This is a genomic window from Clostridium sp. LY3-2 (assembly GCF_024705715.1).
Lineage (GTDB): Bacteria > Bacillota > Clostridia > Clostridiales > Clostridiaceae > Clostridium.
This window is the reverse complement of the sequence record NZ_JAMDLQ010000017.1, coordinates 75,555-92,415: the sequence shown is the minus strand read 5'-3', so window position 1 is coordinate 92,415 and position 16,861 is coordinate 75,555. Positions and strand designations below refer to the sequence as shown.

Here is a 16,861-nt window from a genome sequence, read left to right as displayed (position 1 = left end):
ATAATTGTAAAGGTTTTAAGGAGGGATATTAAATGAATTTAAAAGATATGACAAACGAAAAACTTATCCTTTTAGATTTTGAATGTAATAGTAAAGAGGAAGTTATTAAAGAATTAATTAATAAGCTTTATGAAAACGGGAATTTAAATTCTAAAGAAGAATTCTACGAAGCTGTAATGGAGAGAGAAGCACATTCTCCAACAGGTTTAGAAAGAGGAATAGCAATTCCTCACGGAAAGACAGATGCTGTTAAAAAGGGAGCTTTTGCAGTAGCTAGACTTAAAAATAAATTAAGTGATTGGGAGAGTGTAACTGAAAACAATAAAGTAGATACAGTTTTCCTTTTAGCAATTCCTAAAGAAGAAGCTGGCTCAACTCACTTAAAATTATTAGCAGAATTATCAACTAGACTTATGGATGATGATTTCACTTTAAACTTACAAAAAGCTAAATCTAAAAAAGAATTCTTAGCTTGTTTAGATAAAGGTGAAAAAAAGAAAGAAGATATAAATTACAATAAAACAGTTTTAGGTATAACAGCATGTGCAGCTGGAATAGCACACACTTATATGTCAGCTGAAGCTTTAGAAAAAGCTGGAGCTAATATGGGTGTAAAGGTACTAGTTGAAAAGCAAGGCGCAAACGGAATAGAAGATAGACACACAGAAGAACAAATAAAAAGCGCTTCAGGTATTATTTTTGCCTGCGATATTGCACCTAAAGGTGAAGAGAGATATAACGGATTAAACTTTGTAAAGGTAAAGGTAGCAGAACCTTTAAAAGATTCTAAAAAGCTTATAAATAAAGTTTTAAATAATCCAGATGGTAAAGTATCAAAAGGAGAAACAGACTTTAAAGAAAGTAAAAAAGAAAAAGGCAAAGGGATACTTCCTAATATGATGGAAGCTGTTATGACTGGAATATCATATATGATTCCTGTAATAGTTGCAGCTGGTCTTATGATGGGAATAGCTAAGCTTTCAGCTATGGGGCTTGGCGTTATAAATGATTTAGGTAAACTTGGAGACAGCAGTAATCCTTTATACGTATTATTATTTAACTTAGATAGATTTGGTGGTTTAATATTTAAATTTATTTACCCAATATTCTCAGCTTATGTTGCATTTTCTATAGCAGATAGACCAGGTTTAGTTCCAGGGTTTATAGGTGGTGCTTTTGCAGGAGGTCTTCATTATACTTTCTGGGGAGTTGAAGGAGGAATACCTTCAGGGTTTATAGGTGCTTTAATACTAGGATTAGTTGCAGGATATGTTACTGATTTCTTAAATAAACACATTAAACTAAACAAACATCTAAATGCAATCAAACCAATGCTTTTATTACCAGGTATAAGTGTACTTGTAGTTTTCTTATTAAATTATTACTTAGTAGATCCAGTGTTTGGAGGATTAAACGCTTGGCTTTCTAACGCAATAGCTTCGTTTTCAGGGGCAGGAACATTTGTTTTAGTATCAATAATCGCAGCATGTACTGCATTTGATTTAGGAGGTCCTGTAAACAAAGCAGCTGGTGCTATAGCTATAGGGCTTGCAGCAGATGGTATATTCCCGCTAACAGGTAGGGTTTTAGCTATAGTAATTCCGCCAATAGGACTTGGACTTGCAACAGTGTTAGATAAATACATCGTTAAAAGAAGAGTCTTTGATGACAACTTAAGAGTAGTTGGAGGAACTTCAATTTTACTTGGATTTATAGCAGTAAGTGAAGGTGCAATTCCGTTTATGCTAAAAAACCCTCTTATAACTATCCCTATAAATGTTATAGGTTCAATCTTAGGTGCTTGCACAGCAGTTGGACTTGGTGCAGTTCAGTGGAATCCACTTCCTGCAATATGGGGTTGGCCTTTAGTTGAAAATTTATGGGCTTATATAGTTGGATTATTAGTAGGTGTAGTATTTATAGCATTAGCAAATATTTTTGTTAGATACTATATCATAAAAAAGGATGAGAAAAAAGCTAGATAATTACGGAGGAAAGATATGAAAAAAGAAGTATATGTAGTACCACACTCTCACTGGGATAGAGAGTGGTACTTTACGATAGAAGATTCAAACGTACTACTAAGTCAAAACATGCCATATCTTATGGATACATTAGAAGAGGATAAGAGCTTTAACTCATATACATTTGATGCACAAGCTTCAGTTATTGAAGAGTTTTTAAAAATATATCCAAATGAAAAAGAAAGGTTAAAAAAATTAATAAAAGATAAAAGATTATTTATAGGACCTTGGTACACTCAAACAGACACACTTCTTGTAAATAAAGAATCTATAATAAGAAATTTATTATACGGGACAAGAATATCTAAAGAACTTGGTCACTCACTTGAAATAGGATACTTACCTGATATATTTGGTCAAAACGCATATTTACCTTCAATATTTAACGGTTTTTCTATAAAAGATAGTATTCTTCAAAGAGGAATATATACAGATGATTTAAAAGAGAACCTTAATTTTAACTGGGTGTCACCAGACGGAAAAAGCGTAAGGTGTAACAACATATACTTAGGGTATGGCCCAGGTAAATTTATAGATTCAACAGATGAATATATAAATGAAAAGCTTGTTCCTATGTTAGAAAAATTAGAAAAATTAAATAAAGACACAGATAAGTTATTACTACCATCAGGAGGAGACCAAGTATTAATTAGAAAAGAACTTCCAAAAGTAATAAAGGAGCTAAATTTAAAATCAAAAAATTATAAGTTTATCTTATCTGACTACGAAACATTTATGAAAAAAACATGGGAAAATAGTACTTTTAAAAATACTATAGAAGGTGAACTTATAGCTTGTCAAAAAAGCAGGATCCATAACACTATAAAATCTCAAAGATACGATATAAAAAGGCTTAACACTATAGTAGAAAATAAACTTATAAACATACTTGAACCTTTAAATGTTTTAGGGCAAACTGTAGGGCTTAAGTATGAAAGGTATTGGATAGATTATGTATTTAAAGAGTTATTTGATGTTCATGCACACGATAGTATAGGCGGGTGTAACTCTGATGAAACAAATAAAAATATTATTAATAGGCTTGAAAAGTGCAACAACATAGTAGATAACCTTATTAATATTATAAAGAAACAAATAACTAAAGGGGTCTCTAGAAAACTTCAAAAAGAGAATATCATAACTGTATTTAATGCAGGAATAAAAGATAAAAGAGAGCCTATAAAAGTTATATTATTTTCAAAGAAAGAATCAGTTATCTTAAAAACTATAGATGGAAAAACTATAGATACAGATATAACTAAGTGTGAGTATATAAGTGGAGGTAAGAGTGTTGTAGTTACAGCTTCAGGAGAAGTAGAAGTAGAACTTGAAGGATACTACAGACTAGAAGCTTTAATCTATAAAGAAGAGGTTAAAGCACTTTCTTATAAAACATTTATAATAGAAGAAAATGAAAAAGAAAACACTTTAAAAAATAATGAAAGCTTTATAGAAAACGAGTTATACAAAATAGAGGCTTTAGATTCTAAGATTAATTTAACTAACAAGAAAACAGGGTTAAAGATTATAGATTTTATAACCTTTGAAGACTCTGTAGATGCAGGAGACTCTTATGATTACTCTCCAGATAAAGATTCAAAAGAGATAATTATAAAGGATTTTAAAATTACAGATTATAAAAAGACTAAGTACTCAGAAGTTTTAACTGTAACGCATAAAGCAATGCTTCCAAAAGACTTAAAAAATAGAAAACTAGGTTTAAGTACTTACGAGTTTGAAATAGTTACTGAACTTGAACTTAGATCTTCAGAGGAATTTATAAGAGTTAATCATAAGATTAATAACAATATAAAAGACCACAGAATAAGAGTTATAGTTAAATCTAACATAAATAGCAATTACTCTATAGCAGATCAAGCTTTTTCAACTATAAAAAGAGAAAACACAAACCCTTATATTAAAACTTGGAGAGAAGAGGGATTTGTAGAAGCGCCACTAAGTATATACGGCTTAGAAAACTTCGTAGCTTTAAGAGATGAAAAAAGTACCTTGTCTTTAATAACAGAAGGAATAAAAGAATATCAAATTTTAGATAATAGCTCTATTGCACTTACTTTATTTAGAAGCGTTGGGGTTCTCGGAAGAGATGACCTTTTAATAAGGCCTGGCAGAGCTTCTGGTATAAATAACAAAGTTGTATATACTAAAGACTCTGAGATGATAAGAGAATTAGAATTTAATTATGCTATATATTTTGGAGATGAAACTAAAGATTCTAAACTATTTAAAGAAACAGAAAACTTTATTAATAGGTACGTTTCTTATCAAAATCAATCTTTAAATACTTTTGAAGAAAGGTTAGAAAGATTTGTAATTCCAGATAAATTAAATTTAAAAGAAGAAAGTGATTCTTTATTTTATATAGACAATAATGAAGTATTCTTAAGCGCTTTAAAAGAAAGTTATGATTCTAAAGGAACTATTATAAGGCTATTTAACCCAGGGGCTAGTAGTAAAAAGGTTAATATAAAAGGAAAATTTAAAAATATATTCTTAACTGATCTATATGAAGAAAATGAAGAGGAAATTAAAGAAATAATTATAGAAAAGTATAGCTATATAACTTTAAAAATAAAGTAGTATCTCTAGTTTAAGGAGGAAAAATCAAAATGGATATAAATAATCTTTCAAAAATAATTCAGAAAAGATTAAAGTTAATTTATAAAGAAAACTATAAAGATGAGTACTTAAATGAATTAATATCACTTATAAAATCCCAAGACAAAAAGGAATTTAGAGCTCAAAAAGAAATTTCAGAAGAGAATGTTTACCTTATAACTTACGGAGATTCTATATACGAAAAAGGCGAAAAAACACTTAAAACCTTAAAGAAATTTCTAAATAGAAACGTTAAAGATACAATAACAGACGTTCACCTTTTACCTATGTTTGAATACACTTCTGATGATGGATTTTCAGTTGTAGATTATATGAAAGTAGATGAAAAGCTCGGAGATTTCAACGACTTAAAGGAGTTAAGTAAAGACTACAGACTTATGTACGATTTTGTAGCAAACCATATGTCTAAAGAGAGTGAATGGTTTAAAAGTTTCTTAAATGACGAGGAAGGTTACAAGGACTTTTTTATAGAAGAAGATGCGTCTTTTGACACTTCAAATGTAGTAAGGCCTAGAACATCGCCACTTTTTCATAAATACAAAGGTAAAAATAAAACTAAGTCAGTTTGGACTACTTTTTCAGAAGACCAAGTAGACTTAAACTTTAAATCCTTTAAAGTATTATATGAAATGACAAATATCCTTATAGAATACGCTAAAAACGGCGCTTCAAGCATAAGATTAGATGCTATAGGTTTCCTTATTAAAGAAAGCAAAACTAGCTGCATGCACCTAAAAGAAACTCACGAAATAATAAAACTTTGGAGAGATATTTTAGATTATCTAAAGAAAAATACTCAAATAATAACAGAAACTAACGTACCACATAAAGAAAATATAAGCTATTTTGGAGAAAATGATGATGAAGCAAATATGGTCTATCAGTTCGCACTTCCCCCTTTAGTTTTATATACTATGACGGTAAATGATTCAACTAAGCTATCTTCTTGGGCTTCAACTATAGATAAAGTTTCTGATAAGAGCACCTACTTTAACTTTTTATCAAGTCATGATGGAATAGGATTAAGACCTACAGAAGGAATCCTATCTAACGAAGAAAGATAAGTCTTAATTAAAAAGACATTAGATAATGGAGGAAAAGTATCTTATAAAAATAATACAGACGGAAGCAAGTCGGTTTACGAGCTAAATATTAATTACAACGACGCTCTTTTGAATAAAAATACAGATACATCAGAAGATATGCAAGTTAAAAAAATAGTAGGAGCTCATTCAATTTTACTATCATTTGTAGGAGTTCCAAGCTTTTATTACCACTCTTTATTAGGTTCTAGAAACTACTACAAAGGTGTAGAAGAAACAGGGATCAACAGAAGAATAAATAGAGAAAAACTAGAACTTTCTTTTATAGAAAAAGAACTTAGAGAAGATAAAAGAAGAAAGAAAATATTTAAAGAATTACTTAAATTCATGAGCATAAGAAAGAAGGAATCGGCCTTTTCACCTTTTGCAAAAAGCAAAGTAATAAATATATCTAAAGATATTTTCGCTCTAGAAAGATTTAACGAAAAGACAAATGAAAAGATTTTATATATACTAAATATAACTCCAAACAAACAAACTATAAAAAATTTAAAGGGTAAAAATATTGTAAATAACAAAGAGATAAACGGTGAAATCTCTTTAGATGCATACGAATTTATTTGGATAAAAATACAATAAATAATTATAAATATTCAAACTCTTGAGTTAGATAAATCTTTAAAACAACTTAGCTAAAATTAGCTAAGTTGTTTTTTTACACACTTCGATTTATACAAAAAAATGAATTTGAAAATATATTAAATGTAGATATTTTAGGTTAATAAGAAAAATAAATTTAAAATCAGATAAAATAGAAAACTTAAAATATCAGCGAAATAATCTATTATAATAAAATGACAAGCAAAATAAATGTAACACAATATTTATTGTGTTACATTTATAAAAAAACCTTACAAAGCCCTATTTTAAAGGGATAGAATACAATTTTACTCTTTACAAAAAAACGAAAATGTTACATAATAGTACTATAGGTTACATTAAAAGTATCATAAATTTAAAAGCGAATTTTAAGATTTTAAATATAAAGATCCATTTATAAAAAAGAAAAAAGAGGTAGACTTATGAAATTTGTACAACCCATTAGAGATAGAGATCAAATAGAAGAAATGAAAAGTGAATTATTAAAGACTGGTTTTAGAAATTACTTGTTATTTACAATGGGCATAAATACTGGACTTAGAGTTTCAGATATATTGAACTTAAAAGTATCAGATGTCAGAAATAAAAGTCATATTACAATCAGAGAAAAGAAGACAAGTAAGCATAAGCGTTTTTACATAAATTCAAATTTGAAAAATGATTTAGATAAGTATATATATAAAATGAATGATTTTGAATTTCTATTTTCCTCACAAAAAGGAGGGGGTCCTATAACTAGGATTCAAGCCTATCGTATCTTAAGAAAAGCTGCTTCAGTAGTTGGAATAGATGAAGTTGGCACACATACTATGAGAAAGACCTTCGGTTATTTTCACTACAACCAATTTAAAGATATTGCAATTTTACAAGATATATTTAATCACTCAGCACCAAGTATAACTTTAAGATATATTGGTATAACTGATGATATGAAAGATAAAACTATAGAAAACTTCTATCTATAAAAAAAGCTTCAATTACTGAAGCTTTTAAAACTTATAAGCAATAGTGAAATTAGTTTAATAACAAAATATATATCTTAAATTAATAGATAGTATTTTAGAGAATAATTAAAGCACATACCACTTAAAGAAAATTCTTATAAGTGATATGTGTTTTTTTATTTTAATAATCAAATTCTAAGTTATTAGATTTTATAAATAAATTACTTAGGTTGAAAAAATTTGTGGAGTATTTTAAAGAAGATAAATTAAAGTTAGCTGCAAAACTTTAATCTAGATATTATAATTAAATAATTTATATTTAAATAGATAAATTTAATATTTTTTTTATAGAGATTAGATCCATAATAATTATAACTTTAAAATCAAGAAAACTATAAAATGTATGATTTTAGAAATAGATATAAAAATATCGATAACTTAAACTTTTTTATATAACTTTAAGTTGTTTTAGATTAAAATGACAAAAGTCTAAGCAATTTTTTGCTTAGACTTTTGTCATAAAAATAGAAAAAGAAGTAAGTTTCTCAGGCTCCATCTTTTTCTATAAAACTTAGTATTTCAATTACCGATATTTTATATTTAGATTATATTGTTATTATTAACATAAGTCAAGGATTTTATTATAATTTATGGTTTTTGTAATATAAAAATAATAAGAAACGGTTTTCTTTAAATGAGTATTAGAAAATAAATCCGTGTTAGGCTTGTCTTTTCAGTTCGTTGACTTTTGTGATTATAAAATTAACTACACATCTAACAATAAAATTATCAGTACGTATGTTTTTACAAACATCCAAGTAATTAATTACATAATTAAATCCAGTTACGTTTACGTAAACAGTTTTAAAAATAACATTACAAACATATATGTAAACATTAATATAAACATATACAGAAATATTTATTTCAACAATTATACAAATGTATAAAATTCGGTTAAATGGGGTAGAAAAATAAGTATAAATTTATGCAAATTATGTATTGCAATCGTATAAAGAACAGTGTTATAATCAACTTAATAAAAATTAAGGATTCTAAAACTTCTCAGGCTCTTAGAATTCTTTAGAAATAAAACTTAGTGTTTCAATTTAGATTACGATATTTGTTTAAAAGTTAAGGTCTTCTTAGCTTTGTTTCTGATACAAATTTCTAAAATTAGTCTAAATAGAAGCACCTCAAAATTATTGGAGGTGTATTTTTTATGGGAAGCGTTAAAGCTGAAAGTTTTAATGTCTTAAGAGAAACCCTAGAATCTACAACTATTCCTCTAGTTCAAGCAGATATTTTACAAGATGCACAATTGCAAGTTGAAAATATAAAATTAAATAATGATGGATACACAGCAGTTGGACTTAAGGATAGTGTAAGACATTGGGTTCAATGGCATGTTCGAAACGATGAATTATCAAAAGTGTTACCAAAACTTTTGAAATTCAAAGATGTATATATATCAATAAATTCTATGTTATCACCAGTTAGACAACTGAGTAATATAAGGCATCTTCAGGCTTTTTGGGTAGATCTTGATTATTATAAAATCAAAAGATTTAAAAATAAATCAGCTGAAGAGATGATAGATCACATGAGAAAAATGGGGCATTTTAAAGAAATGGAACCGTCGTTCTTTGTTGATAGTGGAAATGGAATGTATATATTTTATTTAATCGAAAGTGCCACAAAGAATGCTTTACCTATTTGGCAAAAAATCCAAAATAAATTAGTCGAAAAGTTTACTAAGTATGGGGCAGACCCGCTTAGTGCAGATGCTGTTCATGTACTTAGATTATCAGGAACTGTTAATTCAAAAACAGGAAGGAGAGCTAGGTTTATTTATAATACCAGCAAACGTTTTGATTTTGAAAATTCAGGGGAAGATATAAAAAGATATACGATTCCTAAAATGGCAGAAGCCTTTTTGCCAGCACTTCCAAAGTCAAAGGAAGAGTGGAAGAGTATTAAAGAATCTAAGAAAAAAACTAAAAAAATATTGAATAGCAAAAAAGAAATTGCTTTATACAACCTGCATACTTTGCATTATGCAAGACTTAATGATATCAGGGAACTTCAAAGAGTTAGAAATGGAAATTGCAGCGGATATAGAGAACTTATGACTTTTTTATTTAGATACTATTCTTGTCTTTTCCAAAAAGATGAAGAATTAGCACTAGCGAGTACGATAGATTTTAATTCGCAATTTACAAACCCGCTAGATGAAAAAGAGGTAATAAAAGCAACAAAATCAGCAGAAATAGCTTATGCAAAATGGGCAAAAGCTTTTAGTGAATATATAAATTTAAAAGAAAAACCAAACATGAAGACATTTCTATCAAAACAGGGATGTTATATTTACTCGAACGCAAAATTAATTAAATTATTAGAGATAAAAGAGTCAGAAATGGAAAGTATGAGCACTTTAATTTCTGTCAAAGAAAAAAATAAGAGATCAAAAGGTTACAGAAACGAATGGAAAAAAGAGGAGAGCAAGAAAAAGCATAGAAATAATGCAGGCTTAACTTCAAGGCAGCAAAAAAAGATGGACAACCTTTTAAAAATTTTAGATTTAAAAGAAAAAGGATACAAACAACTTGAAATTTCTAAAACATTAAAAATAACGCAACAAGCAGTATCAAAATTATTAAATGAGTGGAAAAACAATAAGATTGGAGACGAAATTATGGCAGAAATTAATGCGATCAAAGCTAGTAATACCAAGGCTTCAGAAAGAAACAACAAAGTTTTAAATATATCAGAAATTCAAAATAGAAAACTTAGTTAAAAATACAACTGAAATTTGGTATCTATAAATTAATGTTTGGGGGACGGGTATGCCGGCACCTCTCATCCAGACAGTGGGCGTTAGTACTTACTAGGGTTTAGTTATTTAGATTCTGTTTTACGACTTCTTGATTTTTACTATTTAGCTTTTTACTTTACCTAGCAATTACTATTTAGCCTTTATGGTTTCTTAGCTCTTTAGTTTCACTTTCGCTTTGAGCCACTTGCACTTTTTAGTTTGATACTGTGACTTTCTTTCTTCGCACTTTAAGTTAATACTTATGGCTAAGAGATTATGATTTTTTAGGGGGCTTAAAAGATTTATGGAATTACGTTTAGCAAACATGACTGATTTACCTAAAGTACAAGAGATGTATAGAGCTGTAGTCAAAAATATGATTCAAAATAAGATATACGTTTGGGATGAAGTTTATCCTGTTGAATTTTTAAGTGATGACATAAAAAAATCTAATTTTTATATTTTAGAGCAAGGAGATGTTATTATCTCAGCATTTGCATTAAATAATTCAAGAGAGGGCGAGTTTTTTGTTAAGTTTGATAGCGGACCCGAAAAAGCATTATACCTGGATAGGTTTTGTGTAAATGCAAATTACTTACGAAAAGGGATAGCAGAGTTTACGATAAATAAGGCTATAGAGCTATCTAGAAAACTTGGAGCAAAGTATTTAAGACTTTTCGCAGCTGATAATAATATACCAGCGATTAATTTATATTTAAAAACTGGGTTTAAAAAAGCTTATGGGGTGTACGAAGAAAAAATAGACGATGAAACAATTTTGTATGAAATAGGATTTGAAATTAAAATAGATTAAGTTTTAGTTTAATAATAAAATTTTGGTTTATATATAAATTTAAAAATAAAGTAAGTAAGCAAGGAAAAGATGACGCTCTTATTTTTAATATCTTAAGAATTTAAATAAGAGCTTATAAAAATTTATAATTACTTTTAAAAAAGCTGCAGTTTATTAAAAGTAATATTTTGATAAGTGAATTTTAAAATTACTTTTTAGTATTAGATTTTTATGGTTTAAAACTAAATCTCAGTTTAATCTTTTAAATAAAATATTTATTCTAAATTTAATTTGTTCTAAGTATTATAAAGCTTTAAAAAATAATCTAAAATTTCTCTATATTTAATCTATCATACAAATCTTAAATATTTGATTTTACATTATTTAGAATATTCTCTTTTTCCATTTAGATACAAAACAGCAAAAGGTAAAAATATTGATGATTATAATTAATTATAACGGCTACTTTACATAATATATATTAAGTATCAAATAATATGTTAGTACAAGCCCTTTTAAGCGATTTTTACTTAATAATTGTATAATAGATAGTATAGCAAAGGATATTGTCTTAAAATAGCTTATAGAGCGTTTAAATCAAAGACTATAATAAGATAACACCTCATTTTAGAAATAGCTTATAGTATAGTTAATTTAAGCAGTAAAGCTTAAATTTAATGTAAGCTAGGCTTAGTATTAAAAGTAATTATAAAAGAATTAGAGGTTGTTATATAAAGAGTATTGGAATTATTTTTTCTAATATTAATTAAATATATTATCATCTTAAAATTAAGATATTTTACTATTTAGTAGATATCTTATTTTTTTATCTAAAAAGCTATAGAAGCTATTTTTATCTAATTTAAATTAATGTAATGGGTTATAGTTTAAAGATATAAAGGATCACCTTAGAACTCTATAGAGAGCTATTAAAATTGTCTATAAGCTTCTATATAGTAAAAGCTCCATTAGTTATTAAAACTCTATAATTTAATGTTTTAATTAAAATTTGTATACTCGATTTCAGAACTAGTTTTAATCTATTATTTTTTAACTTATTACTAATTTTAAATACCTTTTACAATAAAATTAAAAGGAAATTTCAAGGATAAATTTTATCTTTAAAATTTAATATTTATTAAGCTGAATTTGTAAGTTTTATAATATAATTTATCTTTTAATATATAATATAATTTTCTAATTTTATCTTAAAATATGTTTTATAATATCTTTAACATTATTTTATTTTATTTAAAAATAAAATAAAATAATAATAAAGATATTAAATTTACAATTATAAATGCTTATTATTATAGATTTAATTCGATAATTATCAATAAAAATATTTTTATTTTATACTAATAATATCTAAATATATCAGAAAATATTTTAGATTAATTCTTACTTTTACTAAAAAATATAAGTCTTTAAATAGATACTAATTTATAAATTGTATTTTTATATTTTCTGATAATAGAAAATATCTATTTTTCAAATTATTTATCTAGCTTGGATTTTCATTTATAAATTCTATCTGTTTCTCAAATTTTTATAAATAAGTTAGGTCTAATATAAAGATACCAAATTTCAGTTGTATCTAAAGTTTAAGGATCATTAATTATCTAAAAACATGTAATCAATAAAGAAAACAAAAATGTAAACATATTTATTGATATAGATAAATGCTTGCTTTATAGCGATTATATTAAAATAACTCAAAAAATAAATCTTAATAAAATCTATTATTCTTCACTATCAGATTTTTTATAAAAATATTCTAATCTCTTTAATTACATTAAAGTAAATAAATATATTTACAAAAATGATGATAAAAACTCTATTTGATTGTAAATATACAAATAACTATACAAACTTTATAACAAACAATAATAATTATACAAATGTAAACATATATATAAACATAAGTTGAAACACAAATAAAAATGTAAACATTAATAATTACAATTACGAAAACACATACATAAACATATACGTAAATAAAAACACAAACGTAAATATAAACAATTATGAAAATATAAACACATACAATTACATAAATAAAAACATATACAGTTATATATACGTAATATTAAACAAATACATTTATATAAACTATTACATTTAATTAAACAATTATGTATACATATACTTAAACAATTAAGTAATCATAAACAGATACATCTAAATAAACATCTATATCTATAAATGTGTAATACTAATAAAATATATATAGAAAATTTTGTTAATATTATATTTATATTAATCTTTGCAATTTTACATAATATATATTTAGGAAACTTGTATAATTAAAGTATGATTTAAAAAATGAAGGGAGGAAGATAGAGAAAAGAAGATTCTCTATTAAAAAAAGGTATGTATAATTTTGATTTTTATAACCCTACAAAAATAGTATTCGGGAAAGATAGATTAGATGAATTAGATAATTTAGTACCAAAAAACGCAAAGGTACTTGTAACTTACGGTGGAGGTTCTGTAAAAAGATTCGGAACTTTAGATAAGGTACTAAAAGGATTAAAAGGAAGAAAAGTAATAGAATTTGCTGGGATTGAACCAAATCCAAAGTTCGAAACTTTAATGAGAGCTGCAAATATCGTTAAGTGCCAGGATATTGATTTTCTTTTAGCTGTTGGTGGAGGTTCTGTAATGGATGGAACTAAGTTTATATCACTTGCAGCTTCATGTGAAGGAGATCCTTTAGATTTATTAAGAGACAGAATGGCTGCTATGAAAATTACAAAGGCTATTCCACTTGGTACTGTTTGTACTTTACCTGCAACTGGATCTGAAATGAATATGGGTGGAGTTGTAACTTCTAAGGAACTTGGAAAGAGGGGATTTAGAAACCCTCTAGTTTTTCCAAAATTCTCATTTTTAGATCCAACTTTAACTTATTCACTACCAGAAACTCAAGTAGCTAACGGAGTTGTAGACACTTATGTCCACGTTTTAGAGCAATACTTAACTTTCCCAGCTGAAGGAAGATTCCAAGACAGAACAGCTGAGGGAATTCTTTTAACATTATTAGAAATAGGTAGAGAAACTATAGATAATCCTACAGATTATGACATAAGAGCTAATTTAGTTTGGTGCGCTACTATGGGACTTAACGGTCTTATTGGAGCTGGAGTTCCTGGAGACTGGGCAACTCATATGATAGGTCACGAGCTTACTGCTATGTTTGGAATAGACCACGGTAAAACTCTTGCTGTGATTTTACCTTCACTTTGGAATGTATTAAGAGAAAGTAAAGCTAAAAAATTACTTCAATACGGGGAAAGAGTTTTTAATATTACAGAAGGAACTGAAGACAAAAGAATAGATCTAGCAATAGATAAAACTAGAGAGTTCTTTGAAAGTTTAGGAATTAAAACAAGATTAAGTGATTATGGAGTTAAAAAAGAACATATTGACGACATAGTTACAGCACTTGAGGAGCACAATATGATAGCTATCGGAGAAAAGGGAGAAGTAACTCCAGAAGTTAGCCGTAAAATTTTAGAAGGTGCTTTTTAGGTATAATGTAAATATAGGTAAAATTACAAAAAGCGTGATAAAATAAGATATTTTATCACGCTTTTTGTATAATAATTAAGTTAAATTATTACTTACTATATTAATCATTAGATAATAGGTGTAAATAACGTGCACAAACCCAACCTCTCATAGGATAAACTATATGCTTCCAACCATTTACGTAATTATCTACACGTGCAATTGACCCTTCAGATAAAGCTCCTATTTTTCTACTATTTATTGAAGCAGAAGAACGTACATTTACTCCATTACCATCTCTTGTTATAACTACCTGTTCATAGCTTACCTCAGTTTGAATAGCATTTGCTTCGATACAATCACCAGAAAAAGCAGTTATAGGACCAGCCACACCAATTGCTAATAGTGCAACAAAAATTGATTTAGTTAATTTTTTTTTCATAAAATCCCCCTAATGAAATAATTAGTTTTAACAGAAAAGATAATTACAAAAAAATACTTTTTTCGTTAAAATCCCCTATAAAACTAAAAAAAGTATAACATTATTTGAAATAAATATCAAGTATAGGAAAAATATAAATTAATATTAAATATTAATTTATAAAATTAAAAAAATTAAAAAATAAAAGTATAGTATATAGAAATTAAGAGAGGGTTTTAAGAAGAGAAGGGATTATTTTTAATTAGATATTTCCAAAAGGGAAAACTAGAAAATTTGAAAATATTTTCTATCTATTATACAATTAATGTTAATTGAGAGAATAAAAAAATAATGGTTATAAAAACGTTTAAAGGGGATGAAATTATGAGAGAAACAATAATAGTAAGAGGGGCTGGAGATATTGCAACTGGCGTTATTCAAAAGCTTTTTAGAGCTAAGTTTAATGTGCTTGCTTTAGAGATAGACAAGCCTTCTGCTATAAGAAGAAATGTAAGTTTGTCTGAGGCTATTTATGAAGGTGAATTTACAGTTGAGGATGTTACGTCTAAGAGAGCTTCTAGTATAGAGGATGTATTTTCTATATTTGAGGAAGGAAAGGTTGCAGTTTTAGTCGATAATAGCGGGGAAGCTATAGAAAAGGTGCCTCATATAGCTTTAGTTGATGCTACCTTATGTAAAAAGAATATAGGGACAAACAGATCTATGGCTGATATAACTGTAGCTGTTGGGCCTGGATATGAGGCTTCTAAGGATGTTGATATAGTTGTTGAAACTAATAGAGGGCATAATTTAGGGAGACTTATTTTTGAGGGACCTGCATCTAAAAATACAGGGGTTCCTGGAATTATTAAAGGATATGGCATAGAAAGAGTTATATATTCACCTGTAGAAGGTGAACTTAACATAATAAAAGATATAGGAAGTTATGTTGATAAGGGTGAAGTAATTTGTAAAATAGATGGTGTTGAAGTTTTAGCTTCACTTTCAGGTATTATTAGGGGAATGATTAGAGAAGGATTTTATGTTACTAAAGGTTTTAAGATTGCAGATATAGATCCAAGAAAAGAAGAAAAAAGAAATTGTGATTTAATTTCTGACAAAGCAAGATGTATTGGCGGTGCAGTTCTTGAAGCAATTATGTATCTAAAATAAAACTAAGGATTAAAAAGAGGAGAGGTTATTTATTATGGATGAGAAGATTTTAAAAAATATTTCGGAAAATTTAGATTCAGGGAAAAAGATAGCTTTAGCAATAATCACTAAATCAGAAGGGTCAACTCCTAGAAAGTCTGGAACTATTATGGCTGTAAATGAAGACAGGGAGCTTTTTGGAACTATTGGTGGAGGTGCTATTGAAAACAGCATCATTAATAAGTGTATGGAAGCTTTAGATAAGGAAAGCGGAATGAACTTTGAGTATAAGCTAGATAAAGGCGGTAGTATTAAGATGACTTGTGGTGGAAATGTTGAAGGGTATATAAAAGTTTTTATGCCAAAACCTAGACTTATAGTGTTTGGGGGAGGGCATATTTCTCAAAGCATTATGGGAATTACTGAAACTATGAATTTTAACAGGATTGTTATTGAAGACAGGGAAGAATTTAAAGATTTTGAAGCTTTTAAAAATATAGATAAATTTTTAGTTTGTGATAATGAGGAAGATTTAAAAGGGATAAATTTTAAAGATTCCTATATTGTACTTGCAACTAGAGGGCATGTAACTGATTCTAAGTGGCTTAAAATTTTAATTAATAAAGATTATAAATATATTGGAGTTTTAGGAAGCAGGAAAAAGGTTAAGGAATTAAGAGATGGCCTTTTAAAAGAAGGGATTGACGAAAAGACAATAAATAAAGTTTATATGCCAATAGGGCTTGATATATCAGATGGAACTCCAGAAGAAATTGCATTTAGTATACTAGGGGAAATTTTACAGGTTAAAAATAAAGGGACACTTACGCATTTAAAAGATAAATAGGGTATAAAA

At 27.4% G+C, this 16,861-nt stretch carries 11 protein-coding genes; 10 read left to right on the top strand and 1 reads right to left on the bottom strand.

Annotated features, from left to right (window positions below):
- The first annotated feature begins 32 nt into the window (after positions 1-32).
- The 8 genes from M4I33_RS06385 to M4I33_RS06350 all read left to right on the top strand — a co-directional run bounded on the left by M4I33_RS06385 (position 33) and on the right by M4I33_RS06350 (position 14,453).
- On the top strand, positions 33-1,985 hold the full coding sequence (locus tag M4I33_RS06385) for a fructose-specific PTS transporter subunit EIIC (protein WP_257916031.1): 1,953 nt from the start codon (positions 33-35) through the stop codon (positions 1,983-1,985).
- 15 nt (positions 1,986-2,000) lie between these two features.
- Entirely contained in the window at positions 2,001-4,625 is a 2,625-nt protein-coding gene (locus M4I33_RS06380; protein ID WP_257916030.1) for a glycoside hydrolase family 38 C-terminal domain-containing protein, read from the top strand.
- A gap of 29 nt (positions 4,626-4,654) precedes the next feature.
- Complete coding sequence (locus M4I33_RS06375; protein WP_257916029.1) at positions 4,655-5,728, top strand: alpha-amylase family glycosyl hydrolase; 1,074 nt, start codon at positions 4,655-4,657, stop codon at positions 5,726-5,728.
- 108 nt (positions 5,729-5,836) lie between these two features.
- Positions 5,837-6,346, top strand: coding sequence for a hypothetical protein (locus M4I33_RS06370; protein WP_257916028.1), 510 nt, complete (start codon positions 5,837-5,839; stop codon positions 6,344-6,346).
- A gap of 443 nt (positions 6,347-6,789) precedes the next feature.
- Positions 6,790-7,332 carry a site-specific integrase gene (locus tag M4I33_RS06365; RefSeq protein ID WP_257916027.1) on the top strand — a complete coding sequence of 181 codons (543 nt, stop codon included), beginning with the start codon at positions 6,790-6,792 and terminating at the stop codon, positions 7,330-7,332.
- Positions 7,333-8,533: 1,201 nt separating this feature from the next.
- On the top strand, positions 8,534-10,108 hold the full coding sequence (locus M4I33_RS06360) for a hypothetical protein (protein WP_257916026.1): 1,575 nt from the start codon (positions 8,534-8,536) through the stop codon (positions 10,106-10,108).
- Positions 10,109-10,430: 322 nt separating this feature from the next.
- On the top strand, positions 10,431-10,940 hold the full coding sequence (locus M4I33_RS06355) for a GNAT family N-acetyltransferase (protein ID WP_257916025.1): 510 nt from the start codon (positions 10,431-10,433) through the stop codon (positions 10,938-10,940).
- A 2,352-nt stretch (positions 10,941-13,292) separates the two neighbouring features.
- Complete coding sequence (locus tag M4I33_RS06350) at positions 13,293-14,453, top strand: iron-containing alcohol dehydrogenase (RefSeq protein ID WP_257916024.1); 1,161 nt, start codon at positions 13,293-13,295, stop codon at positions 14,451-14,453.
- Positions 14,454-14,553: 100 nt separating this feature from the next.
- Here M4I33_RS06350 and M4I33_RS06345 read toward each other — a convergent pair whose 3' ends face one another.
- Positions 14,554-14,874 carry an SH3 domain-containing protein gene (locus M4I33_RS06345; protein ID WP_257916023.1) on the bottom strand — a complete coding sequence of 107 codons (321 nt, stop codon included), beginning with the start codon at positions 14,872-14,874 and terminating at the stop codon, positions 14,554-14,556.
- 363 nt (positions 14,875-15,237) lie between these two features.
- Here M4I33_RS06345 and yqeB point away from each other — a divergent pair, with 363 nt between their 5' ends.
- Positions 15,238-16,026: a selenium-dependent molybdenum cofactor biosynthesis protein YqeB gene (gene yqeB, locus M4I33_RS06340; protein ID WP_194191539.1), complete on the top strand. Its 789-nt coding sequence runs from the start codon at positions 15,238-15,240 to the stop codon at positions 16,024-16,026.
- A 34-nt stretch (positions 16,027-16,060) separates the two neighbouring features.
- The gene (locus M4I33_RS06335; protein WP_257916022.1) at positions 16,061-16,852 is read left to right on the top strand and encodes an XdhC family protein; all 792 of its coding nucleotides are present in this window, start codon (positions 16,061-16,063) and stop codon (positions 16,850-16,852) included.
- Positions 16,853-16,861 lie beyond the last annotated feature (9 nt).